The following is a 25,311-nucleotide window of genomic DNA, read 5'->3' as shown; positions in this document are numbered from 1 at the left end:
CCTCTTTTTTTCGTTTCCTCTATATTGTGGTACAATAAACAAATCAAACGCTAAGGTGATGACACCTGTGTTTTTAAAAACCTGTTAATGAGGTGAAGAAGTTGATCGATCGTTTACAAGCAGTAGAAGACCGATATGAAAGATTAAATGAGCTTTTAAGTGACCCGGAAATTGTAAATGACACAAAGAAGCTTCGTGAATATTCCAAGGAACAATCAGATATTCAGGAGACTGTCTTTGCTTATAGAGAATATAAAGATGTGCGTTCCCAATTTCAGGATGCTAAAGCGATGCTTGAAGATAAGCTGGATGCTGACATGCGTGAAATGGTGAAGGAAGAAGTGGATGAGCTTTCCGGACAGATGAAAGAGCTGGAAGAGAAGCTTAGAGTATTACTGATTCCTAAAGACCCTAATGATGACAAAAACGTAATTATGGAAATCCGCGGAGCAGCTGGCGGGGATGAAGCAGCCTTATTTGCCGGAAGCCTCTATAGAATGTACAGCCGTTTTGCTGAAGCGCAAGGATGGAAGATTGATGTAATGGATTCAAATCCAACGGGGCTCGGCGGTTATAAAGAAATTATCTTTATGATTAATGGCAATGGCGCATACTCCAAAATGAAATTTGAAAACGGCGCCCATCGCGTACAGCGTGTACCTGAAACAGAATCAGGCGGTCGTATTCATACATCAACGGCTACTGTTGCCTGCTTGCCAGAGGCAGAAGAAGTAGAAGTTGACATTCATGATAAAGATATCCGCGTAGATACGTTTGCATCAAGCGGACCAGGCGGACAAAGTGTTAACACAACCATGTCTGCTGTACGTCTTACTCATGTTCCAACAGGAATAGTTGTATCCTGCCAGGATGAAAAATCACAGATTAAAAACAAAGAGAAAGCCATGAAAGTACTACGCGCGCGCATTTATGATAAATTCCAGCAGGAAGCACAGGCTGAGTATGATAGTGCCCGTAAATCTGCCGTAGGTACAGGGGACCGCTCGGAACGTATTCGTACGTATAATTTCCCGCAAAACCGTGTAACGGATCACCGCATTGGATTAACTATCCAAAAGCTTGATCAAATCATGGAAGGCAAACTTGATGAAGTCATTAATGCATTAATTATGGAAGATCAGGCAAGCCGTCTTCAAAATGCGGAGGATTAAGAATGATGAAAGTGTATGAAGCTCTTCGATGGGCTTCTTCTTTTTTAAGGGAAAATGACCGCGATGAAAATGCCGGGGAATGGCTATTGATGAATCAGCTCCATTTATCCCGTGCCCAAATGCTTGCGAATATGCATGAGGAGTTAACGGAAGAGGAAGAGGCTCTCTTTATTAGGGATGTAAAAAAGCATGGAATCGAGGCAGTACCTGTGCAGCACATCATTGGCAGCGAGGAGTTCTACGGCAGGACATTTCTGGTGAATGGGGATGTACTGATTCCGCGTCCCGAAACAGAAGAACTGATATTCCACACCTTAGCAAAAGTTAAGAACCTGTTCAGTCCTGAAACAAAGCTGGAGATGGCTGATATCGGGACAGGCAGTGGTATTATTGCTATAACGATGGCGTTGGAATGTCCCAATGTGAATGTGACAGCTGTGGATCTTTCAGAAAAAGCATTGAAACAAGCAGCTAAAAATGCTGAACGACTTGATGCAGAGGTGACGTTCTTGCAGGGAGATTTGCTCAAGCCATTGATTGAGTCTGGTAAAAAAGTAGATATCCTTCTTTCCAATCCTCCTTATATTCCTGAATCTGATCATGCGATTCTTTCAGATGTGGTTAGAAATCATGAACCGCATCTTGCCTTATTTGCTGGTGAAGATGGACTGGATTGTTACCGGCAAATGGTATCAGCCCTGCCAAGTGTACTTGCAGATACTGCGTTGGTTGGTTTTGAAGTCGGTGCCGGTCAGGGTGAGCAAGTAGCAGAACTTTTGCGGAGGAGATATCCTGAAGCACATGTGGAAGTTATTTTCGATATTAATGGGAAAGATCGAATGGTCTTTGCTGAGATAAAATAAAAACAAGGACACATGCCTCGATTGAGCTGTGTCCTTTTTATAAGCGCTGAAATCCGTTTTAGGTTGACTCTGAGATTTACATTCTCAGAACTCATATTTTCAAGCCGCATGCTGTATTCAATACCAATTATATCTAACGCCAACCAACTCCCTTTATTTAAAAATCTTACAGCAGTAATAAAATTCAGATAATTATAGTTTAAGATAGAAAAAAACTGTCCACACTGTTGGTAAGTGAAGGGACGGTGCTTATGATGATGGCTAAAAAATACTTGCCTTTAATATATATTTTATTCTTATGTGCAGCGACCATGACTGGGTTACTGACCCCAAAAAATAATACATCTGCAACAGAGGTTCAGGTTATACCAAATGAGGCGATCCGCTTGCGGATTTTGGCTAATAGCAATAAGGAATCTGATCAGAAATTGAAGCGGTCGATTCGAGATGAGGTCAATAAGGAGATTAACAAGTGGGTAGCTGAATTAACATCGATTGAAGAAGCCAGAAAAGTTATAAGCGCTCATTTAGCTGATATAGAGGCCATAGCAAAAGAAGTAATGGTGAAAGAAAATAATGTACAAAGTATACAGGTTGATTTTGGGGAAACTGTTTTTCCTACGAAACTATATGGTCAATATTTATATCCGGCCGGAAAGTATGAAGCTATTAAGATTACTTTAGGTGAAGGAGAGGGGGACAATTGGTGGTGCGTCCTTTTTCCTCCGCTATGCTTCCTTGATTTTAACAGTGGAACAGCCGTAGCAAGTGAGTCAGACGCAACGATTCCTGAAGAGTCGCCTGAAGTGCCAGCAGCAAATGATGAAAAATCTAACAGCAGTAAAAACGAGGATACAGTGGAACAAACACAAACAAATGAACAAGAGGTAGAGCCAACACAAACAAATGGGCAAGAGACACAACGAACAGAAACAAATGTACTAGAGGTAGAGACGACACAAACAAATGTGCAGGAGACACAACAAACACAAAAAAATGCACAAGAGACTCAACCAATTGAAAGGTTCAGTCAAACACAACAACCGAATGAACAGACAGAAGAACGGGCGTCACAAAATAAAGACGTGGAACAGCCTGAAAATAAAGCTGACAAGGAAGCCAATCCACCTGTTTATGAAAGTCAGGATGAAGAGCCAGTCAAGGTGAAATTCTTTTTAGTAGAAATGGTGAAAGATTTATTTTGAGAAACCGCATCACTCCGGAGGGAAACATGAGTCCACTTTAAAAAGGACAAATTTGATGAACCGCGGTGGGAGAAGGAGTAGAGTGGAAATGTACGGAATTAGATTGGAAAATAGGAAAATCAGCTGAGTGGACCGGATTAGAGTAGAGAAAAGGTCCAGGATAGAGCAAGAATCAGGCAAAAACCAGCGGAGATGCCGGGAATAGAGAGGAAAACAAGAAAAATCCAGCCGAAGTTGTCCGGAATCCAACCAAACTCACGGGGAATCCAGCCGAAGTGTTCCAGAATCCGGCCAAACTCAGGGGAAATCCAGCCAAAGTGTTCCAGAATCCAGCCAACTAAGAGTTCAATAGCTATTTAAGTTCTATTCTCCCTAGCAAATCATAATCATAGAGTAGAGTAACATTTGGTAGTGAAGGGAGAATAGAACGTGTATTATATATCTATATCAAAAAGCGTCGATATTGAGGCAATGGAGCAGTTTATTAAAACACAGGGGCTTGAGCTGAATCATACGGATATTTGTTCCGGAAAGTTTATCCTTTTAAAAGAAGAAGATTCATTAAAAGGAATGATTGGTCTTGAGCCTTGTGGAGAATATGGGGTGCTCAGATCGTTTTTGTTTGTACCGGAGGCTCAAGCACAGGTACCGGCTCTCTTTGCGACTGTATTAGCTCTGGCAAAAGAAAAAGGGTTGAAAAAAATATTTCTGATCTCGAATAAACTTCAGGCATTAGGTTTTTTTGAGGCTCTTCAATTTGAGCGGGTGAATGACCGGGAGATTCCTGATTTGGTGAAGAATTCTGAGGTTGTGGACAAAGTGTGGACAATGAAGGAAGCGTATTTTATGGAAAGAGCCCTATAAGGATGAAATTATCCACGGTTTTGCCAGCTTTATTCACATACTGTGGATAAAGCTTGTTTTATTAATTAAATTCTTTTATACTTGCAAAGTAAATTTGTGAAAAATGTCGAAGAATCCTTAATTTATAAGTAATATATAGAGAATGATGTAGATTGGTGGCAGGTGATAACAATGAAAACGAAATTGTGGACAGTGGATAAAAATGTGGATAAAAACAATAGTTATCCACAAATTGTGGATGCAGCCCAAAAATTGAAGATGGGAGAACTGATTGCATTTCCGACTGAAACGGTTTATGGACTTGGAGCGAATGCCTTGATTGGAGCGTCAGTAGCAGCTATTTATCAAGCGAAGGGAAGACCGAGCGATAACCCATTAATTGTTCATATTGGAGACAAAGAACAATTGCATGGCCTTGTGAAAGAGATACCTGCAGTTGCGGAGAAACTAATGGATCGATTTTGGCCGGGTCCTTTGACGTTAATTTTCCAAAAGAAAGAGGGAGTCTTCTCGGATGTAGTGACAGCAGGGCTTTCTTCGGTAGCCATTCGAATGCCTGATCATCCGGTTGCGCTTGAGTTACTAAAGGAAGCGGGATGTCCAACTGCGGCACCGAGTGCAAATCTATCTGGGAAACCGAGTCCAACAACGGCAGAACATGTCCGTGAGGATTTGGACGGAAAAATTGCCGGAATTGTTGACGGAGGGCCAACTGGGGTCGGTCTCGAATCGACTGTACTTGATGTGACGGGGGAAATACCGCAAATTCTCAGACCTGGCGGGATTACGCGTGAACAGCTCGAAGAAGTAATCGGTGAAGTATCTGTTGACCCTGGTCTGCTGAAGGATAGTGACGCCCCAAAAGCGCCGGGAATGAAATACAAACATTATGCGCCTAAAGCACCGCTGACTCTCGTGGACGGCACCCCTCAATTCATTCAAACATTGATTGATGAAGAGCGTGCCTCCGGTAAAAAAGTGGGCGTATATACGGTTGATGAGCATGCCCATCTCTATAAGGCGGATGTCATTGTTACCGGGGGAACTCGCGAGGAATTGAATTCTGTAGCCGAGAAAATGTATGGGGTGCTGCGCCAATTTGATAAAGAACAGCCGGATCTTATTTTTGGAGAAGTATTTCCGGAAAAAGGCATCGGGCAAGCCATTATGAATAGATTAAAGAAGGCAGCCGGAGGGAGAATCATCCAGCAAGACAAGTTCTAATTGATCCGGGACAGGCATATGTTTACTAAAGAGCTGGTCCCGGGAGGTAACTATTAATGGAACAAAAGATGGTTGAATTATTTGGCCTGCTTTTTATGGCTTTGGCACTCGGAATGGATGCCTTCTCAATTGGATTGGGAATGGGTTCGTATAAGCTGAGGCTTAGGCAAGTACTCATCATTGGGTCGACGGTTGGTATTTTTCATATGTGGATGCCGCTTTTAGGAATTTTTTCAGGGAAGTTATTGTCCGCTCAATTTGGATTATTTGCATCTTATGCCGGTGCGGGTTTATTGCTGTTTCTTGGCTTACAAATGCTCCTCTCCGGAATCCAAGGGAAAAGTGAAACCGTTGTAGCCCCGGTGGGAACAGGATTAATTCTATTTGCAACAAGTGTCAGTCTGGATAGTTTCTCTGTTGGTCTGAGTTTGGGGATGCTTGGCTCCCGAGCGTTGATGACCATTCTCTGCTTTGGGTTTGCTGCCTTTTTTTTGACGGTATCAGGCTTGCTGTTAGGGAGGAGAGTACATACATTTCTAGGAAAATACAGCTTGGTTTTTGGAGGAAGCATCATGTTTGCGGTTGGTTTAAAGATCATCCTGCACCTACATGGATAAAGATGTGTATCAGATCGATCTGGTACATTTTTTTATTGTCCGTAAATATTCTATAATGGGGACAGGAGGGAATGAAGTTGAAGAAAATTTTATTTGTGTGTACGGGAAATACATGCCGTAGTCCCATGGCAGAAGCCATTTTGCGAAATTATAAACAAGCTGATTTGGAAGTGAAATCAGCAGGGGTTTATGCGTCCAGAGGGCAAGCTGCTTCTGAGTACGCCGCAAAGGTTCTTGATCAGCACCAAGTGGTCCATGAACATGCATCATCTCCTTTAAAAGGCGAAGACATCGAGTGGGCAACCTATATATTTACAATGACGGAAAGCCACAAACAGTTAATTGCTATGAATTACCCTCAAGCTATTGAAAAGACCTTTACCTTAAAGGAATTTGTAAAAGAGGATCCGGCAGACAGGGATATTTCGGATCCATTTGGGGGAAATGAACAAATATATGAACAAACTTTCCATGAATTATCCCACTGGATTAAAAAGCTTGTGGAAAAATTGAGAGACTAGAATTAGGATAGAGAAAAGGCAGTTTAAAAATGGAAGGGAGCCGTATTAACATGAAAGTTATCATTGCATCAGATCACGGCGGAATTAATTTAAGAAAAGAAATTATGAACTTAATGGACGAGCTTGAGATTCAGTACGAAGACATTGGATGTGATTGCGAAACATCTGTCGATTATCCTGATTATGCCCTGCCGGTAGCAGAACGAGTGGCAAATGGAGAATTTGACAGAGGAATTTTAATTTGCGGTACAGGGATTGGCATGAGCATTGCAGCAAATAAAGTAAAAGGAATTCGGGCAGCACTTGTTCATGATATGTTTAGTGCCCAAGCGACAAGAGCGCACAATAACAGTAATATTTTAACCATGGGAGAGCGTGTGATTGGTCCTGGCTTAGCTAGAGAAATCGCCCGTATTTGGCTGACAACGGAGTTTGAAGGCGGTCGCCATCAAACACGAATCGGAAAAATAGCTGAATCGGAAAAATAAACGAAGAAAGGCAGTATGCAAATGAGTGAGCTAAATGTAGTGGATATAAGAACTCAAGTAACTGCTATTCTGAATGATCTGGAAGCTGCTTTTCCAATGAATGGCCGTTTGTTGGTGATTGGCTGCAGCACCAGTGAAGTGATTGGCAAACGGATCGGTACGGGCGGGACGCTGGAAGTAGCGAAGGCTATTTTTGAAGCTGTAGATGAATTTTCTAAGCAAAAGGGAGCCTACTTGGCTTTCCAAGGCTGTGAGCATATTAACAGAGCTTTAATTATTGAAAGAAAAACAGCCATTCAATATGGATTGGACGAAGTATCGGTTGTACCTGCCCGCCAAGCCGGAGGGGCAATGGCCGCCTATGCATTTACGAATCTTGAGGATGCGGTCGTGGTCGAGCATATTAAAGCGGATGCAGGCATAGATATTGGCGATACAATGATCGGTATGCACCTAAAGCATGTGGCGGTTCCGTTGCGTTCCGCGGTAAGAGAGATTGGCCAGGCACATGTGACATTGGCCATGACAAGACCGAAACTGATAGGCGGGCCGAGGGCTCAATATAATAGGTTTAACGAGAAGTAAATGTAAGAATGATACGTCAATGGAATAAATGACTATTGCCCTTTATCGTGCTAGAATTGAAGGGACTAAAGTGAAGAATTGTCCGTTTTGACGAAAAGGGAGGAAGCTATAAGATGAGGTATTTGCAAGAGCAAGACTCACAAGTATTTGATGCAATTCAACAAGAACTGGGCAGACAACGCGGAAAGATTGAACTGATCGCTTCTGAAAACTTTGTCAGCGAAGTAGTGATGGAAGCGCAAGGATCCGTTCTGACGAATAAGTATGCCGAAGGGTATCCGGGAAGACGTTATTACGGCGGCTGTGAGTATGTGGATATTGTGGAGGATTTAGCAAGAGAACGTGCTAAAAAGATATTTGGAGCAGAGCATGTGAACGTGCAACCGCATTCAGGTGCTCAGGCAAATATGGCTGTTTATTTTACAATTTTGAATCCAGGAGATACAGTGCTGGGGATGAACTTATCCCATGGAGGACACTTAACCCATGGCAGTCCTGTAAATTTCAGCGGAATCCAGTACAATTTTGTTGAATACGGTGTTGATGAAAAAACTCATCTTATAAATTACGAGGACGTCAGAGAGAAAGCGATTCAAAGTAAGCCGAAATTAATTGTTGCCGGAGCAAGTGCATACCCGAGGACAATTGATTTCAAGAAGTTCCGTGAAATTGCGGATGAAGTGGGCGCTTACTTGATGGTAGATATGGCTCATATTGCAGGACTTGTTGCAGCTGGATTGCACCCAAGCCCGATTCCTTATGCAGAATTCGTCACAACGACAACTCACAAAACATTGCGCGGACCACGTGGCGGCATGATTCTTTGTAAAGATGAGTTTGCCAAGAAAATAGACAAATCCATATTCCCTGGTATTCAGGGCGGACCCCTTATGCATGTAATTGCCGCAAAAGCTGTGGCATTCGGCGAAGCGCTTCAGGATTCCTTTAAAGGTTATGCAAAGGATATTATAGAGAATGCCAAACGCCTTGGCGAAAGTCTGCAGAAGGAAGGACTTACAATTGTCTCAGGCGGAACAGACAATCACTTATTGCTGATTGATGTTCGCTCCATTCATCTAACAGGTAAAGTAGCTGAAAAGGTATTGGATGATATCGGTATTACGGCTAATAAAAATACGATTCCATATGATCCGGAAAGTCCTTTCGTGACAAGCGGTATCCGTATTGGTACAGCAGCCGTCACCAGCCGTGGATTCCAATTGGAGGATATGGATGAGATTGCTGCCATCATCAGCCTTGCCCTCAAAAATCACGAGGATGAAGAGAAGCTGAAAGAAGCAGCAGAACGAGTGACAAAGCTATCCAGCAAATATGAATTGTATCCTGATTATTAAGGATATGTAGATGGGGTGTTGATGAGTCCGTTAAAGGCTTATTGATACCCCCTTTTTGGGAATACCGTATAAAATAAGGGATTATTAAAAAACTAAAGTAGTTAAGATTGTTAAGTTAAATAAGGTCTCTAAACGGTACATTTTGGTAATCTAAACTTAATTGAACAAATCGAGAATTTTCTGTACAATAAAACGAGTGTAAAAAAAGGAACTTAAAGTGAGGAGAGATCCAATTGGGAAAAGTTTTTGTATTTGACCACCCGTTAATTCAACATAAGTTAACATTTATCCGTGATAAAAATACGGGCACAAAAGAATTCAGAGAACTAGTGGATGAAGTAGCTACTTTGATGGCTTTTGAAATTACCCGAGATCTCCCGTTAGAAGAAGTCGAAATTGAAACGCCAGTCAGCAAATCAACATCCAAAACCATCGCAGGTAAAAAAGTGGCTATTATCCCTATTTTACGTGCGGGTCTCGGCATGGTTGATGGCATGATTAAAATTATACCAGCTGCAAAAGTTGGCCATGTGGGATTATACAGAGATCCTGAAACATTGAAACCAGTTGAGTATTATGTAAAACTTCCGGCTGATGTAGAAGAAAGAGAATTTATCGTAGTTGATCCAATGCTTGCTACAGGTGGATCTGCTGTCGATGCTATTAGCGCAATCAAAAAGCGTGGAGCAAAAAATATTAAATTTGTTTGTCTGGTTGCGGCTCCTGAAGGCGTTAAAGCAGTGGAAGAAGCCCATCCGGATGTTGATATTTTCATCGCTGCACTTGATGAAAAATTAAATGATCACGGCTATATCGTTCCAGGACTTGGTGACGCAGGCGATCGCTTATTCGGAACAAAATAATAAAGATAAAAGAGATGTTCATCAGCTTTTTTGGCTGATGGACATCTCTTTTTTTTAATAGGGTGAGCTAGTAATTGATAAACGTAAAAATATCTTTCGTCTTAATCTGTCTGCCTATTGAAAGCAATCAAATAAGATCCAGGAGCTGTTATCTTTTATTTTTTTCGCGTTCTTTTCTTAACTCTTCAATTCTCTTCATTTCTGCCTGATATTCTTCTTCCACCTTCCAGGTTTCCGGAAGGAAGGACTCATTATTATAATCAATCCGTTTTCCGTAACGAAGCATTTCATAAATGATCATCCCATTGTTGGGCTTTCCGTTGAACGTATGCATCGGTACAACATCAAATAGCACATAATAGATAGAGTAGAAAGCAAACCGGTCCCAAAATGTTTTATAATCCACGATCCAGCCGTTAGCAATTGAAAAATTAATGATGAGAGCGATGGCCAGGTTCATTAAAATGGGTCCCAAGTAGACGCAAATGTAAGCGAACTTGCTCTTGCGCTTTAAATCATCATATGAAAACCAGCTGTACAAATGATAATATTTGCGGAAATCAAACATTCCCAATTTAATGAGGCGCGGACCTGATCCTATCGTCAATCTCGGATTAATAACACCAAATAACCCGCTGACAATCAGGTACCCCATCTCCCGAAGAAATACGACGATAGGCAGGATAATAAAGGCGGATATCACTAATGACAAGAGGTCGTAAAGTCCAAACATGTTGTATGCACATCCTAACGAAAAAACTTGTATCCTGACATTCATACCCTCTCCCGAATGTAAACTAAACGAATTTTTTAAGAGAGCAGCATCATCCAAACAATAAGAAGTCGATAGGGAAAGGGTTCGATTTCTTATTTAAAGGAGAGGAATTATTTTTTTACATGTATAAGTGATGGCAGTTAATCCATTCTAAAAAAATAAGGATGGTGATGATACTCATTGATGCGAATTTTGATAGGATTCTTCATGTTTATTCAATTTTTAGTATATATCCCGCATAGTTATGCTGAGGGTACAGAGGTAGTTGTGATTGAAACAGTGAAAGATGAAGCACCTAAGGAAGTGGCGGCAAAGCTAACTGCAAAGTATCCAGCGATTAAACCGCGCTATTTTTATCATGTTGTATACAACGGTTTTTCGGCAAATATTCCTTCCGCGCTTCTATCAAGTTTAAAGAAGGAGAAATCAATTACTGCTATTTATCAAACAGGTTCATTTAAAGCCTCTATTAAAAAAGACTCGCGACCAAAAAGCCAGCCGTCGCACTTGAAATTCAACCAGCCCTTACAGGCTACCGGTAAAGGAGTGAAGGTAGGGGTTATTGATACGGGGATTGACTACACGCATCCTGATCTTCAGGCTAACTATAAAGGCGGCTACGATGTGGTTGATAAAGATTCAGACCCAATGGAAACTCTGGGGAACCAGAAAAATGCAACCCTGCATGGTACGCATGTGGCGGGGATTATCGGAGCTAATGGGAAAATGAAAGGAATGGCTCCTGAGGCCAATATTTATGCATACAGAGCGTTGGGACCAGGCGGATATGGAACAACTGATCAAGTGATCGCGGCAATCGAGAAAGCGGTAAACGATAAGATGGACATTATCAATCTGTCATTGGGAGATACCATGAATGGCCCTGATCTGCCCACGTGTAAAGCCCTTGATAAGGCAGTTAAAAAGGGAATTGTGGCTGTGGTGGCAAATGGAAATGATGGACCGGCGATATGGTCGGTTGGCTCACCAGGGACATCAGGAGGAGCTATAAGTGTCGGAGCCAGTGCAGATGCAGGTAAAGTGAAACGATTGAATTTTACGAAAAACTGGGCAGATATAAAGGTTCAATCTGTTGTAGGCTCACCTGAATGGAATTTTCCACATTCTATGTTACTGAGTGATGCAGGCCTGGGCAAAGAGAAGGATTACCATAAAATTGAAGTGGAGAATAAAATCGTATTGGTGGAAAGGGGAGTCATATCCTTTAAAGATAAGGTGATTAATGCAACGAAGGCTGGGGCTTTGGGGGTAATCATTTTTAATAATGAAGACGGGGAATTAAATGCTTCACTTGAAATGAATTCAGAAATTCCTGTCATAACCGTCACGCAAAAAGATGGATTGAAAATGAAACGGGCCATGAAAACGGGGCCGATTGCCTGCAGTACGGAAGAAATTGTTGAAAGAGAAAAAATGGCTCACTTTAGTTCTCGTGGACCAGTCATTCATACCATTGGAATAAAACCTGATGTGGTCGCCCCCGGTGTAAACATTGAAAGCACGATTCCTGGAGGCGGCTATCTATCTTTGCAGGGGACAAGTATGGCAGCTCCATATGTCGCAGGCGTTTGTGCTTTGCTAAAAGAAGCTCATCCTGACTGGGTCCCTGAACAATTTAAATCTGCTTTAATGACCAGTGCCAATCTGTTAAAAAACGAAAAACAAGAAATGTATCACACATTTGAACAAGGGGCAGGCCGGATAAATGGGAGAGAAGCCCTTCAAGAGGATACATTTTTAGCCCCATCATCTGTTACTTTCGGCATGGCATCTAATGGCCGTACGTATAAAGCAAATATAGTAGTAGAAAATAGAAGCAAGTACAAAAAGCAATTTTATTTTTCAATTCCTCGTAAGGAAAGATTTAAGTCCTGGAAGCTACCTCTGGCTTTTACACTTGAAGGAGGTCAGAAAAAGACACTGGAGATGCAGCTTGAATTGGATGATTGGAAGGAGAAGAGTGATCTTGAAGATGGATATTTGTACCTCAATGAAACGGGACGATCTAAAGTAAGGCAGATTCCTTATATTTTTGCGATGCAGAAGCCTGAATATCCAATTGCCGAAGGGTTAGAGATTGACCAAATTAAAGGCAAACGCCAAATGGATATAAGCATTTATTTGCCGTTTGGAGCAGATGCTGTAAGGTTTTCCCTGTATGATGCGGATTCGCTCATAAATACGAAAGATTTAGCAGAAATAAAAAATGTTAAAAGAGGAGTTTTAAAACAAAGGGTTACTTTACCGGAATCTATTCTTTCAAATTATTACGAAATTGTGGCAGAAGTAGAGAAAAATCACCAAAAAGTCGTAATAAACGATACAAATTTCTTGCATTTTCAGTTAGAATGAAAGTTATACACTAATTTTTACAGAATTTATATTATATTCTAGTATAGGTAATGGATTCAACACCTATCTGAATTGACAATCATTTTTGCCTATTGTATTCTTACATAGGGTATAAATGGTAGGGTTTTCAAATTGACAGACATATTTCCATTTATCATGTCAATGTGAGATTATTATTATATCCTCCCCACCTATTCATAGCAGAGGAGATACAATGAAAAATAATCGCGGTGCTTTTCATGCAATGGGTTTAATGTCTGCGATTTTATCACAAATTGTCGGTCCTACGCTTATAGGAATATTTTTTGGTAGGTGGCTCGATAATCGATATCAATTGGAACCCCTTTTTTTAATCCTTTGTCTCCTGACCGGACTGGCAATAGGAGTCTATGCTGCCATCCGTTCGATAAATAACTACTTTAATGGAGAAACCTAATCAAATGCTAGAAGTCCACATTGTTTTCAAACGCTATCTTAAATTCACGTTCACCTTATTATCCATTTATGTTATCCTATGGGGGGTAACCCCATATAAAGCAGAAGCATTGGGAATGGCACTTGGTAGTATTATAGGTATTTATAATATCTGGCTTTTATCCAAAAAAACTGCTCAATTGGGAGAAATGGTGCAGAATGGCCGCAGTATGAAATCAATTGGGACAATCTCGAGAATGGCCGCAGCTATTCTGGCTGTAGCTATCGCCATGCAATACCCAGATCGATTTAATGTCTTTTTTGTAGTATTGGGATTAATGACGGGTTACCTTGTCATTATGATAGATTTAACAATCCATAACATAAGGCGGGGGGAAAAGAGGTGAATATAGATTGAATCATGGAGCACCAACAGTCGAATTAATGGGCCTTACTTTTAATCTTGGTAACGTTCTGATGATTACGGTCGCAAGTGTGATTGTATTTTTAATCGCTGTACTGTCGACAAGAAAATTGGCAGTGAAGCCATCAGGTATGCAGAACTTTATGGAGTGGGTCATAGACTTTGTCAGAAACATTATTAATAGCAATATGGACTGGAACACAGGCGGACGCTTTTTAGTTCTTGGAACGACGCTCATCATGTACATATTTGTTTCAAATATGCTTGGTCTTCCTTTCTCAGTTACGTATGATGGAGACCTATGGTGGAAGTCACCGACAGCCGATCCAGTAGTCGCTTTAACCCTTGCAGTGATGATCATAGTTTTGACAAACTTCTATGGTCTGAAAATGCGCGGTTTAAAAGGATACAGTAAAAACTTTGTATCACCAATGCCGTTCTTATTTCCCTTAAAGATTATTGAGGAGTTTGCAAATACCCTAACACTGGGCTTGCGTCTATTCGGTAATATTTATGCGGGTGAAATTTTACTCAGCCTTTTAGCAGGATCTCTTGCTACAGGAATCTGGGGCAATGTTTTAGCCATTGTGCCAACTATTATTTGGCAAGGTTTCAGTTTGTTTATCGGAGCAATTCAGGCATTTATCTTTACGATGTTAACGATGGTTTACATGGCCCACAAGGTCAGCGAAGACCATTAATAATATAAAAAAATCTAATTTAAGTTATACAATTTAAAGGAGGAACTTCATAATGAGTTTGGGAGTTATAGCAGCAGCAATCGCAATCGGTTTAGCCGCTCTTGGAGCAGGTATTGGTAATGGTTTGATCGTATCTCGTACAGTAGAAGGTATCGCACGTCAACCGGAAGCACGTGGTATGCTTCAAACAACTATGTTCATCGGGGTAGCGTTAGTAGAGGCGATTCCTATCATCGCGGTTGTTATCGCGTTCATGGTATTGAACAAGTAATTGACAATATTGATGGCGGAGAATCAATTGATAATCTTCGCCATTCCTTTATGTTTACTAAAATCTAGCCGTCCTTGTACGGTTTAAACGTATATGCACTAAAAAGTAAGCCGTAAAGACTTCTGAAGGGAGTGAAATAGGGGTGTTATTTAATAATTTGGTACTTGGAGCTGCAGCACACAGCGGGCTAAATACGGGAGATATCATTTTCCAATTAGTCTCTTTTATTATCTTGATGCTTTTACTGAAAAAATTCGCATTCGGTCCTCTAATGGGCATTATGAAAGAACGTGAATCACATGTTGCAAGTGAAATTGAAGTAGCAGAAAAGAATCGTGCAGAAGCAGCTGCTTTGTTAGAAGAACAACGTACTATGCTGAAAGAAGCACGCCAGGAATCTTTGTCTCTTATTGAAGATGCTAAGAAACATGGTGAACAACAACGCGAAGAAATCATCGTTGTTGCCCGTCAGGAAGCTGAACGTGTGAAAGAGTCAGCGAAACGCGAAATTGAACAGCAAAAAGAGCAAGCAATGGTTGCCCTTCGTGAGCAGGTTGCATCCTTGTCCGTTCTAATTGCGTCCAAAGTGATTGAAAAAGAACTTAGTGAAGCTGATCAACAAAAATTAATTAACGATTACATTCAAGAGGCAGGAGAAGAGCGATGAGTAATACGGTTGTAGCAAAACGCTATGCAGATGCTCTTTTCCAAATTGCCAAGGAAGATAATCAAATTGACCGTTTGGAAGGCGAAATGCGGACTTTGAAGGAAGTATTCCTGTCAAATAAGGAACTTACTACATTCCTTGAGCATCCAAAGGTTACGTTGGAGAGTAAGAAAGACGCTATAAAAACGGCTTTTGCTACTATGTCTCCATCTATTCAAAACCTATTAATGATTCTTGTAGACCGTCATCGCGAAAATATCGTGACGACTCTGGCAGATGAATTTATTCTTTTGGTAAACGAATACACAGGTGTAGTCGATGCTAAAGTTTATTCTGTCCGTGCTTTATCGAAGCAGGAACAAGAAGGCATTTCAAAGGCTTTTGCCCAAAAAATTGGAAAACAGGCACTGCGCATTGAAAATATCGTAGACAGCAGTCTTCTGGGCGGAATCAAGCTGCGAATCGGTAACCGTATTTTTGATGGTACGGTCTTAGGTAAGCTAGAACGCTTGGAACGTCAATTGTTGAGTTAATATTAGAAGTTAGGGGTGAAATTCATGAGCATCAGAGCTGAAGAAATCAGCGCGCTGATTAAGAAACAAATTGAAGGCTATCAATCTGATATAGAAATGAGTGAAGTCGGCACCGTAATCGTTGTTGGTGACGGTATCGCGCGTGTTCATGGATTGGACAACGTCATGTCCGGAGAGCTGTTGGAGTTCTCCAACGGTGTAGTTGGTATGGCGCAAAACTTGGAAGAAAATAACGTTGGTGTTATTATCCTGGGTCCTTTCCGCGACATTAAAGAAGGAGACGAAGTACGCCGTACAGGCCGCATTATGGAAGTACCAGTAGGTGAGGCTTTAATCGGACGTGTCGTTAACCCTCTTGGACAACCACTTGATGGAATGGGTCCAATCGTTACATCTGAAACGCGTGCAATTGAAAATAATGCACCGGGTGTAATGGATCGTAAATCTGTTCATGAGCCTTTACAAACAGGACTTAAAGCGATCGATGCCCTAGTTCCAATCGGACGTGGACAACGTGAATTAATCATTGGTGACCGTCAAACAGGTAAAACATCTGTGGCGATCGATACTATTTTGAACCAAAAAGATGAGAACATGATTTGTATCTATGTGGCAATCGGACAAAAAGAATCAACCGTTCGTGGAACAGTTGAGACTTTCCGTAAGCATGGCGCTTTGGATTACACAATCGTCGTTTCTGCATCTGCATCACAACCAGCACCAGTGTTATACCTTGCTCCATACAGTGGTGTAACAATGGGTGAATACTTTATGCTTCAAGGCAAACATGTCCTTGTTGTATATGATGATTTATCCAAGCAAGCAGCAGCTTACCGTGAGCTTTCCTTATTGCTAAAACGTCCTCCAGGCCGTGAAGCATTCCCAGGGGATGTATTCTACTTGCACTCCCGTTTATTAGAGCGTGCTGCAAAATTGAGCGACGCACTTGGCGCCGGTTCAATTACAGCTTTACCGTTCGTTGAAACACAAGCAGGAGATATCTCCGCTTATATCCCAACAAACGTTATCTCCATCACAGATGGACAAATTTTCTTACAATCTGATCTTTTCTTCTCCGGCGTACGTCCTGCAATCAACGCAGGTCTATCCGTATCCCGTGTAGGTGGATCCGCGCAAATTAAAGCAATGAAAAAAGTTGCCGGTACTCTTCGTTTGGACTTGGCATCTTTCCGTGAGCTTGAAGCTTTCTCCCAATTCGGATCTGACTTGGATAAAGCCACACAAGCAAAATTAAATCGTGGTCAACGCACAGTAGAAGTATTAAAACAGGATCTTCACAAACCGCTTCGTGTAGAACAGCAAGTATTGATTCTATACTGCTTAACTCGTGGATTCCTTGATGATATTCCACTTGCTGATATCAGACGTTTCGAAGCTGAAATCATCGAATGGACTGCACGCAACCACAATGAGTTGTATGAACATATTCGCACAACTGGCGACCTGCCAAAAGAAGACGATATGAATGCAGCTGTTAATGAATTTAAAAAACAATTTGTTGTATCGGAATAACAGGATAGGCATTAAATACTAGGATGGTGAGAATGAATGGCATCATTACGTGATATAGATGCGCGTATAAAATCAACTAAAAAGACGAGCCAAATCACAAAAGCCATGCAAATGGTTTCCGCCTCCAAATTGAATCGTGCCGAAGCGAACGCGAAAGCTTTTGTACCGTACATGGAAAAAATCCAAGAGGTCGTAGCGAGCATTGCGAATGGAAGCACGGATGCATCTCATCCGATGCTGGTCTCACGTCCTGTGAAAAGAACCGGATATTTGGTTATCACTTCCGATCGCGGATTAGCTGGAGCCTATAACAGCAGTGTCTTACGTAAAGTTTATCAGACAATCAATGAACGCCATCAATCCCCGGATGAATACGGCATTATCGTTCTCGGACGCGTGGGAAGCGAGTTTTTCCGTGTCCGCGGAATGAACGTCATTCAGGAGATGGTCGGATTGTCTGACCAACCAAGCTTTGATGACATTAAAGAAATCACAGCCAGTACGGTAAAATTATTCGCAGACGAAACTGTTGACGAAATCTATATGTACTATAACCACTTTATTAGTGCTATTTCCCAAGAAGTAACGGAAACTAAACTTTTACCTCTTGGAAGTGTAGAAGGACAAGCAGCAACAAAACTTTATGAATTCGAACCTAATCAGGATGAGATTCTAGAAGTGTTACTGCCGCAATATGCCGAGAGCTTAATCTATGGCGCATTGCTGGATGGTAAGGCAAGCGAACATGCTTCACGGATGACGGCAATGAAGAGTGCCACTGATAATGCCTCTGAGCTTATCGGGTCTCTCACATTGACATACAACCGTGCTCGCCAGGCTGCAATTACACAAGAAATTACCGAGATTGTCGGCGGAGCCGCTGCTCTCGAATAGATAAAATGGAACTATAGATTCGAACATTCACACGGCATAGAGTAAATAGGAGGGAATGGAATGAACATAGGACGCGTTACTCAAGTCATGGGTCCAGTTGTTGACGTTAGATTTGAAAACGGCAAACTACCTGAGATCTATAACGCCCTGAAGATCAACATTTCCAAAGGAGCACCTGCTGATGAAGCAGAATACCTTACTTTGGAAGTTGCTCTTCACTTAGGCGATGATACGGTTCGTACGATTGCAATGGCTTCTACAGACGGATTAGTCCGTAATGCAGAGGTTATCGATACAGGAGCACCGATTTCTGTACCGGTTGGAGACATAACACTTGGTCGTGTATTCAACGTGTTAGGTGAAAAAATCGATTTGGATGCTCCTTTAGAAGGAAACTATCAAAAAGATCCAATTCACAGAGAAGCTCCGAAATTTGATGAGTTATCTACTGAAGTTGAGATCCTTGAAACAGGTATCAAAGTAGTAGACTTACTAGCCCCTTATATTAAAGGTGGAAAAATCGGATTATTCGGTGGTGCCGGTGTAGGTAAAACGGTATTAATCCAGGAATTAATTAATAATATCGCCCAAGAACACGGTGGTATCTCCGTATTCGCAGGTGTAGGAGAACGTACTCGTGAAGGAAATGACCTTTACCACGAAATGACTGACTCCGGTGTTATCAAGAAAACAGCCATGGTATTTGGACAAATGAACGAACCACCTGGTGCACGTATGCGTGTTGCCTTGACTGGTTTGACAATGGCTGAGTATTTCCGTGATGTACAAGGTCAGGACGTACTATTCTTCATCGATAATATCTTCCGTTTCACACAAGCCGGTTCAGAAGTATCCGCCCTTCTTGGACGTATGCCTTCTGCCGTTGGTTACCAACCAACATTGGCTACAGAAATGGGTCAATTACAAGAGCGTATCACATCCACTAACGTGGGATCTGTTACATCTATTCAAGCAATCTACGTACCAGCCGATGACTACACGGATCCGGCTCCGGCTACAACATTTGCCCACTTAGATGCAACAACAAACTTAGAGCGTAAACTATCAGAAATGGGTATTTACCCAGCGGTGGATCCATTGGCATCTACATCTCGTGCGCTTTCTCCTGCGATTGTTGGAGAAGAACACTATGAAGTGGCTCGTAGCGTTCAATCTACATTGCAACGTTACAGAGAGTTACAAGATATCATTGCCATTCTGGGTATGGACGAATTGGGAGAAGATGATAAATTAGTTGTTGCCCGTGCACGACGCATTCAAAACTTCTTATCTCAAAACTTCCACGTAGCTGAACAGTTTACTGGTCAAAAAGGTTCTTACGTACCAGTTAAAGAAACAGTTAGAGGCTTCAAAGAAATCCTTGAAGGCAAATACGACAACCTTCCTGAAGATGCATTCCGTCTTGTTGGACGCATTGAAGACGTTGTTGAAAAAGCTAAGCAAATGGGCGTTGAGGCTTAACCAAAAGGATCTTATAGGAGGGCACATATATGAGAACGATTAAAGTTTCTGTAGTTACTCCTGGCGGTCCTGTATTGGAAGAAGAAGTAGAAATGGTCAGTACAAAAGCAAAAACGGGGGAACTTGGTATCCTTGCCGGCCATATTCCAATGGTAGCTCCACTTGATATCGGTTCCGTTCGTTTAAAAACGGGTAACAATACAGAATGGGTTGCTGTATCCGGAGGATTTATGGAAGTAAACGGAGAAGAAGTAACCATACTCGCGCAGTCAGCTGAACGTGCTGAAGATATTGATACTGCTCGCGCCAAACAGGCTAAAGCACGTGCCGAAAGACGACTTCAAGACAGACAAGTTGAAATCGATGCACACCGTGCAGAACTGGCACTTAAGCGTGCTTTAAACCGTCTAGATATTGCTGAACATAACCGACGTTAAAAAGCTATATAAAAACTCCAGGGATGAGACCCCTGGAGTTTTTTTGTACATAACTTCGCATTCGAGAAATATATATAAAGTATGAGGGGATGTAGTTACCGGTAAGTGTATGGGAATGAGAGATTTGCGTAATTGTGAGATTGGGCTGTGAAATGGATGGTGTTTGATTATGAAAGCAGTCAGCTATGGCACACTCTTGCTACACCTTTGATGCACCTATGACGGGGTAAAGGTGCAGCAAGGGTGTGTGAAAGGTGAGGGAAAACACCTACCCTGCACCTATGCTACAGCTATGAGGGGATAAAGGTGCAACAAGGGTATGTGAAAGGTGAGGGAAAACACCTATTCTCCACTTATGCTACAGCTATGACGGGGTAAAGGTTCAGCAAAGGTGTATGAAAGCTGAGGAAAAACACCTACCCTGCACCTATGCGACAGCTATGAGGGGGTAAAGGTGCAGGAAGGGTGTGTGAAAGCTGTGATAAAACACCTATCCTCCACCTATGCCACAGCTATGACGGGGTAAAGGTGCAGCAAAGGTGTGTGAAAGGTGAGGGAAAACACCTATCCTCCACCTATGCTAGAGCTTTGACGGGATAAAGGTGCAACAAAGATGCAAAAAAGCAGCGAAATCCAGTAATAAACAAGCATTACCCCATTCTATAAAAATAAATGATATAGAAGTGGTATGACCAAAATTATCCATATAGTATCGACATGTATATTTCACGATGATATAATGTATACGGTTACATTTAAATATTCAGACAATTTAAGACGAAGAATGGGGGATGAGAGTGGCATCACTACATTGGTATCAGAACAATTATATAATCGTTCTGGTTTTTTTATGCCTTGGTATCTTACTTCCGATCGTTGCACTGTCTTTGGGAAAGTTATTAAGACCTTACAAACCCACCGATGAAAAAGGTACAACATATGAAAGTGGGCTGGAACCCTTTCATGATTCACGGGTTCAATTTAATGTACGATATTATATTTTTGCACTGTTGTTTGTTTTATTTGATGTGGAGACTGTATTTTTATATCCATGGGCTGTAGCCTATGACAAATTAGGTGTATTTGCATTGATTGAGATGTTTATTTTTGTAGTGATGCTTGTAATTGGATTACTCTATGCCTGGAAAAAGAAGGTGCTTAAATGGAATTAAAAATGGATGATCTGTCTCCTCGTGAAGTGGATGAACTTCAACGTACGATATTTATGGCGACATTGGAGCAAGTCAAGGGATGGGCGAGAGGAAACTCCTTATGGCCGCTTACTTTTGGACTGGCATGTTGTGCAATTGAAATGATGGCAGTAGGTTCCTCGCATTATGATGTGGACCGGTTTGGTTCATTTTTTCGGACATCTCCTCGTCAATCAGACGTTATGATTGTCTCTGGCACAGTAACAAAGAAAATGGCTCCTATTCTAAGAAGGCTATATGATCAAATGCCTGAACCGAAATGGGTAATTGCTATGGGTTCGTGTGCTACTGCGGGAGGTCCATATGTACGCTCCTACAGTGTCGTGAAGGGTGTCGACCAAATTGTGCCCGTCGATGTTTATATACCCGGTTGTCCCCCCAATCCTGCTGCGCTGATATATGGCATCAATAAATTAAAAGAAAAGATTAAATATGAGGCGAAAACTGGGAAGAAGGTGTTGTAGTTGAGCGAGAAAGACTTATCCCAGCAAAAGAAAGAGGCGGCAGAAAAGGCAAAAGAAGCAGCAAAAAGAAAGCTTGCTGAAAGACAATCCTCAGAACCATCTACACAAGCAGATTTCCAAAAAGAAAAAGATGAAATCGCCCTCGCGAAAGCAAAAGCAGCGGCAGCAGCCAAAGCAAAGGCCGCCGCACTGGCCAAGCAAAAACGAACAGAGGGAGAATCCAAATCCGCCGCACCACAAGACGAAACGGACAAAGAAAAAGCAATCGCCCTCGCGAAAGTAAAAGCAGCGGCAGCAGCCAAAGCGAAGGCCGCCGCACTGGCCAAGCAAAAACGAACAGAGGGAGAATCCAGATCCGCCGCACCAAAAGACGAAACGGACAAAGAAAAAGCAATCGCCCTTGCGAAAGCAAAAGCATCGGCAGCAGCCAAAGCAAAGGCCGCCGCACTGGCCAAGCAAAAGCGAACAGATAGAGAATCCAAATCGGCCACACCACAAGACGAAACGGACAAAGAAAAAGAAATCGCCCTCGCGAAAGCAAAAGCAGCGGCAGCAGCCAAAGCAAAGGCCGCGGCACTGACCAAACAAAAGCGAACAGATAGAGAATCCGAATCCGCCACACCGCCAGAGGGAGAATCCAAATCCGCCACATCACTAGACGAATCAGACAAAGAAAAAGCCAAAGCGAAAGCAATTGCCCTCGCTAAGGCAAAGGCCGCTGCAGCAGCTAAAGCTAAAGCACAACCGACTGAAAAACGATCCACACCAGCACCAGAAGAAGTTCCATCTCCAAATCAAGCCCTGCTAGATTCATATAAAACGATATTGGAAGGGAATATAGGCCCTGATAGTTTAGAAGATGCCTATATTAATACGCTTTCCAAGGATGTGCCGACAATTGTTGTGAAAAGGGAGGCATACTTTCAAACGCTTGCGTTTTTACGCAAAAATGAACAATTGAAGTTTAACTATTTATCTGAAATTCACGGAACTGACTTTATCACCCATTTCGAGGTATATTTATATTTGTATTCTTTTCCATATCAGCGTGATATTGTCATTAAAGTGAAACTGAATCGTGATCAACCAGAATTGGAATCTATCGTACCGTTATGGAAGGGTGCGAATTGGGCCGAGTCTGAAATATATGATCTACTCGGGATAACATTTACTGGTCACCCGGATTTACAGCGTATCCTTCTCGGGGAAGATTGGGTTGGTCATCCACTGCGTAAGGATTATGAGCAGTACGACGATGTGGAGGTGTAGGGGTATGATTCGAACGGAAGAAATGCTTTTGAATGTAGGACCTCAGCATCCAAGTACACATGGTGTTCTGCGGATTGTTGTAAAAATTGATGGGGAAATCATAACAGAAGCAAAACCGGTTATTGGTTATTTACATAGAGGAACTGAAAAGCTGGCAGAAGATCTTCAATACACTCAGATTATCCCCTACACGGACCGGCTAGATTATTTATCAGCGATGACCAATAATTATGTGCTTTGTCATGCAGTCGAAACGATGATGAAGATTGAAGTGCCTGAACGAGCTGAATATTTAAGGGTCATGGCCATGGAACTGGGTCGGATTTCGAGCCACCTTGTGGCATGGGGGACATTCGTGCTGGATTTGGGAGCGACCAGTCCATTTATCTACGCATTCAGGGAAAGAGAAATGATTCTTAATTTCTTAAACGAGCTATCAGGGGCCCGACTGACCTTTAATTATATGCGTATAGGCGGTGTGAAATGGGATGCCCCGGAAGGCTGGATTCAAAAGGTTGCAGAATTTATTCCCTATATGCGTGAACAACTGGAGGGATATCGGGAGCTGGTAAGCGGAAATGAGATATTTTTAACCAGGGTAAAGGGAATTGGAATTTACTCAGCTGAAGATGCCATTGCCTATTCGTTGAGCGGACCAAATTTACGCTGTACGGGTGTAAAACAGGATTTACGAAAGATAGCTCCCTACTCCATATATGAACGATTTGATTTCAGAATTGTTACACGTGAAACAGGCGATGTGTTATCGAGATATGAAATTCGGCTGGATGAAATTGAAGAATCCTTAAAAATTTTGGAGCAATGTATCGAGCAATTTCCGTCTGATGGACCGGTGCTGGCGAAGGTTCCTAAAATTATTAAACCTCCAAAAGGAGAAGGGTTTGTACGCATTGAATCACCGCGTGGAGAAATTGGCTGTTACATAGCAAGCGACGGAAAAAAAGAACCGTATCGGCTAAAATTCAGACGGCCTTCTTTTTACAATTTGCAAATTCTGCCAAAATTATTAAAAGGAGAAAACATAGCCAATCTGGTTGCTATATTGGGTGCGATTGATATTGTCCTTGGGGAGGTTGATGGGTGATGATTCAAGATTTACTTACCTCAACTCCAAGCTGGAGCTCCGTAGCTATATTTGCAGGTTCAGCGATTGTTCTGATGTTTGTCATTCTGGGATTTGTGACATTTGCCATATTGGCAGAGCGGAAGGTAATGGGCTATATGCAACTGCGCCATGGTCCCAATCAGCTTGGGGGAAAATGGGGTTTGCTCCAGACTGTCGCAGATGTCCTCAAATTGCTCCTTAAAGAAGATACGATTCCGAACCAGGCAGATAAACCATTATTTAAATTGGCTCCCTTTATCGCCTTCGCACCGGCCATGGCAGTTGTCGCCGTATTGCCCTTTACAGAGGCTCTTCAATTCGCGGATCTTGGCGTAGGATTGCTCTACTATATTGCGGTGTCAGGAGTTAGTACAGTGGGGATCTTGGCAGCCGGCTGGGCGTCCAATAATAAATATTCCCTCCTTGGCGGGATGCGTGCAGGCGCCCAAATGATTTCTTATGAAGTTCCGCTTGTCATGTCGGTCATCGGGATTATTCTGTTATCAGGCAGCTTGAATTTAAATGATATTGTGGAAGATCAATCCGGTGTATGGAATATTATCCGCCAGCCGATTGCGTTTATTGTCTTTTTTATAGCCGCAGTAGCGGAATTAAATCGCGTTCCTTTTGATTTGTCAGAGGCTGAATCGGAGCTTGTCGCCGGTTTTCATGTTGAATACTCGGGATTCAGATGGGCATTCTTTATGCTTTCAGAGTATGTGTATATGTTTGCGATGGCCACTTTGTCCGTAGTCCTGTTTTTTGGAGGATGGCAGCCGCTTCCGTTCCTTGAGTGGATCCCGGGTGCTGTTTGGTTCAGCTTAAAATGGTTTGTAATCATCTTTTTTCTTATTTGGGTTCGTGTCACGTTTCCGAGGTTACGGGCAGATCATTTAATGGAGTTTGGCTGGAAAGTGTTACTGCCGATTGCCTTACTTAATATTTTCATAACGGCATTAGTCATAAAATTATAGCCTAGA

The 25,311-nt window shown here is 42.1% G+C and carries 28 protein-coding genes; 27 read left to right on the top strand and 1 reads right to left on the bottom strand.

Annotated elements, in window-relative coordinates; genetic code table 11:
- Positions 1-101 precede the first annotated feature (101 nt).
- The 11 genes from prfA (at position 102) to upp (ending at position 9,757) form a co-directional block, all read left to right on the top strand.
- Positions 102-1,172: a peptide chain release factor 1 gene (gene prfA, locus AC4G3K_RS12430; protein WP_491077342.1), complete on the top strand. Its 1,071-nt coding sequence runs from the start codon at positions 102-104 to the stop codon at positions 1,170-1,172.
- A 5-nt stretch (positions 1,173-1,177) separates the two neighbouring features.
- On the top strand, positions 1,178-2,035 hold the full coding sequence (prmC, locus tag AC4G3K_RS12425; protein WP_491133587.1) for a peptide chain release factor N(5)-glutamine methyltransferase: 858 nt from the start codon (positions 1,178-1,180) through the stop codon (positions 2,033-2,035).
- A 251-nt stretch (positions 2,036-2,286) separates the two neighbouring features.
- The gene (gene spoIIR / locus AC4G3K_RS12420) at positions 2,287-3,240 is read left to right on the top strand and encodes a stage II sporulation protein R (protein WP_491133493.1); all 954 of its coding nucleotides are present in this window, start codon (positions 2,287-2,289) and stop codon (positions 3,238-3,240) included.
- Between the two features lie 429 nt (positions 3,241-3,669).
- Positions 3,670-4,104, top strand: coding sequence for a GNAT family N-acetyltransferase (locus AC4G3K_RS12415; protein WP_491077345.1), 435 nt, complete (start codon positions 3,670-3,672; stop codon positions 4,102-4,104).
- Between the two features lie 171 nt (positions 4,105-4,275).
- Positions 4,276-5,328, top strand: a complete 1,053-nt coding sequence (locus AC4G3K_RS12410; protein ID WP_491133492.1) for an L-threonylcarbamoyladenylate synthase — start codon at positions 4,276-4,278, stop codon at positions 5,326-5,328.
- Positions 5,329-5,384: 56 nt separating this feature from the next.
- On the top strand, positions 5,385-5,945 hold the full coding sequence (locus AC4G3K_RS12405; protein WP_491133491.1) for a manganese efflux pump MntP: 561 nt from the start codon (positions 5,385-5,387) through the stop codon (positions 5,943-5,945).
- A 77-nt stretch (positions 5,946-6,022) separates the two neighbouring features.
- Positions 6,023-6,466, top strand: a complete 444-nt coding sequence (locus AC4G3K_RS12400; protein WP_491133490.1) for a low molecular weight protein arginine phosphatase — start codon at positions 6,023-6,025, stop codon at positions 6,464-6,466.
- A gap of 50 nt (positions 6,467-6,516) precedes the next feature.
- Positions 6,517-6,954, top strand: coding sequence for a ribose 5-phosphate isomerase B (rpiB, locus tag AC4G3K_RS12395; RefSeq protein WP_491077349.1), 438 nt, complete (start codon positions 6,517-6,519; stop codon positions 6,952-6,954).
- A 21-nt stretch (positions 6,955-6,975) separates the two neighbouring features.
- A complete protein-coding gene (locus AC4G3K_RS12390; protein ID WP_491133489.1) occupies positions 6,976-7,539 on the top strand; it encodes a TIGR01440 family protein in 564 nt (187 codons plus the stop codon).
- Positions 7,540-7,652: 113 nt separating this feature from the next.
- Complete coding sequence (gene glyA / locus AC4G3K_RS12385) at positions 7,653-8,894, top strand: serine hydroxymethyltransferase (RefSeq protein WP_491133488.1); 1,242 nt, start codon at positions 7,653-7,655, stop codon at positions 8,892-8,894.
- 233 nt (positions 8,895-9,127) lie between these two features.
- A complete protein-coding gene (gene upp / locus AC4G3K_RS12380; RefSeq protein WP_491133487.1) occupies positions 9,128-9,757 on the top strand; it encodes a uracil phosphoribosyltransferase in 630 nt (209 codons plus the stop codon).
- A 148-nt stretch (positions 9,758-9,905) separates the two neighbouring features.
- On the opposite strand, the gene AC4G3K_RS12375 is transcribed toward upp, so the two are convergent.
- Positions 9,906-10,490, bottom strand: coding sequence for a hypothetical protein (locus AC4G3K_RS12375; protein WP_491133486.1), 585 nt, complete (start codon positions 10,488-10,490; stop codon positions 9,906-9,908).
- Between the two features lie 249 nt (positions 10,491-10,739).
- Here AC4G3K_RS12375 and AC4G3K_RS12370 point away from each other — a divergent pair, with 249 nt between their 5' ends.
- The 16 genes from AC4G3K_RS12370 to nuoH all read left to right on the top strand — a co-directional run bounded on the left by AC4G3K_RS12370 (position 10,740) and on the right by nuoH (position 25,305).
- Positions 10,740-12,905, top strand: a complete 2,166-nt coding sequence (locus AC4G3K_RS12370; protein WP_491133485.1) for a S8 family serine peptidase — start codon at positions 10,740-10,742, stop codon at positions 12,903-12,905.
- A 214-nt stretch (positions 12,906-13,119) separates the two neighbouring features.
- Entirely contained in the window at positions 13,120-13,341 is a 222-nt protein-coding gene (locus tag AC4G3K_RS12365) for an AtpZ/AtpI family protein (protein WP_491133484.1), read from the top strand.
- A gap of 4 nt (positions 13,342-13,345) precedes the next feature.
- Complete coding sequence (locus tag AC4G3K_RS12360; RefSeq protein WP_491133483.1) at positions 13,346-13,726, top strand: ATP synthase subunit I; 381 nt, start codon at positions 13,346-13,348, stop codon at positions 13,724-13,726.
- Positions 13,727-13,733: 7 nt separating this feature from the next.
- The gene (gene atpB, locus AC4G3K_RS12355; protein ID WP_491077356.1) at positions 13,734-14,444 is read left to right on the top strand and encodes a F0F1 ATP synthase subunit A; all 711 of its coding nucleotides are present in this window, start codon (positions 13,734-13,736) and stop codon (positions 14,442-14,444) included.
- Between the two features lie 52 nt (positions 14,445-14,496).
- The gene (atpE, locus tag AC4G3K_RS12350; protein ID WP_491077357.1) at positions 14,497-14,715 is read left to right on the top strand and encodes a F0F1 ATP synthase subunit C; all 219 of its coding nucleotides are present in this window, start codon (positions 14,497-14,499) and stop codon (positions 14,713-14,715) included.
- A gap of 142 nt (positions 14,716-14,857) precedes the next feature.
- Positions 14,858-15,382 carry a F0F1 ATP synthase subunit B gene (gene atpF, locus AC4G3K_RS12345; protein ID WP_491077358.1) on the top strand — a complete coding sequence of 175 codons (525 nt, stop codon included), beginning with the start codon at positions 14,858-14,860 and terminating at the stop codon, positions 15,380-15,382.
- A complete protein-coding gene (locus AC4G3K_RS12340) occupies positions 15,379-15,915 on the top strand; it encodes a F0F1 ATP synthase subunit delta (protein ID WP_491077359.1) in 537 nt (178 codons plus the stop codon). The genes atpF and AC4G3K_RS12340 overlap by 4 nt, the downstream gene beginning before the upstream one ends.
- Positions 15,916-15,939: 24 nt before the next feature.
- Positions 15,940-17,448: a F0F1 ATP synthase subunit alpha gene (gene atpA, locus AC4G3K_RS12335; protein WP_491133482.1), complete on the top strand. Its 1,509-nt coding sequence runs from the start codon at positions 15,940-15,942 to the stop codon at positions 17,446-17,448.
- A 36-nt stretch (positions 17,449-17,484) separates the two neighbouring features.
- On the top strand, positions 17,485-18,342 hold the full coding sequence (locus AC4G3K_RS12330) for a F0F1 ATP synthase subunit gamma (RefSeq protein WP_491077361.1): 858 nt from the start codon (positions 17,485-17,487) through the stop codon (positions 18,340-18,342).
- Positions 18,343-18,402: 60 nt separating this feature from the next.
- Positions 18,403-19,824, top strand: coding sequence for a F0F1 ATP synthase subunit beta (gene atpD, locus AC4G3K_RS12325; protein WP_491077362.1), 1,422 nt, complete (start codon positions 18,403-18,405; stop codon positions 19,822-19,824).
- A gap of 29 nt (positions 19,825-19,853) precedes the next feature.
- Positions 19,854-20,261, top strand: coding sequence for a F0F1 ATP synthase subunit epsilon (locus AC4G3K_RS12320; protein ID WP_491077363.1), 408 nt, complete (start codon positions 19,854-19,856; stop codon positions 20,259-20,261).
- 797 nt (positions 20,262-21,058) lie between these two features.
- Entirely contained in the window at positions 21,059-21,433 is a 375-nt protein-coding gene (locus AC4G3K_RS12315; protein ID WP_491133481.1) for an NADH-quinone oxidoreductase subunit A, read from the top strand.
- Positions 21,424-21,936 (top strand): NuoB/complex I 20 kDa subunit family protein, encoded by a 513-nt coding sequence (locus AC4G3K_RS12310; protein WP_491077365.1) that lies wholly within the window; start codon positions 21,424-21,426, stop codon positions 21,934-21,936. The genes AC4G3K_RS12315 and AC4G3K_RS12310 overlap by 10 nt, the downstream gene beginning before the upstream one ends.
- Entirely contained in the window at positions 21,937-23,205 is a 1,269-nt protein-coding gene (locus tag AC4G3K_RS12305) for an NADH-quinone oxidoreductase subunit C (RefSeq protein ID WP_491133480.1), read from the top strand. It abuts the gene before it with no gap.
- A 4-nt stretch (positions 23,206-23,209) separates the two neighbouring features.
- On the top strand, positions 23,210-24,310 hold the full coding sequence (locus tag AC4G3K_RS12300) for an NADH-quinone oxidoreductase subunit D (RefSeq protein WP_491133479.1): 1,101 nt from the start codon (positions 23,210-23,212) through the stop codon (positions 24,308-24,310).
- Positions 24,310-25,305: an NADH-quinone oxidoreductase subunit NuoH gene (gene nuoH, locus AC4G3K_RS12295; RefSeq protein WP_491133586.1), complete on the top strand. Its 996-nt coding sequence runs from the start codon at positions 24,310-24,312 to the stop codon at positions 25,303-25,305. The genes AC4G3K_RS12300 and nuoH overlap by 1 nt, the downstream gene beginning before the upstream one ends.
- The last annotated feature ends 6 nt before the right edge of the window (positions 25,306-25,311 follow it).

The sequence above is a fragment of the Bacillus sp. z26 genome (assembly GCF_058313635.1).
Note: the sequence above shows the minus strand (reverse complement) of the source record. Positions and strands in the feature narration are given on the sequence as shown.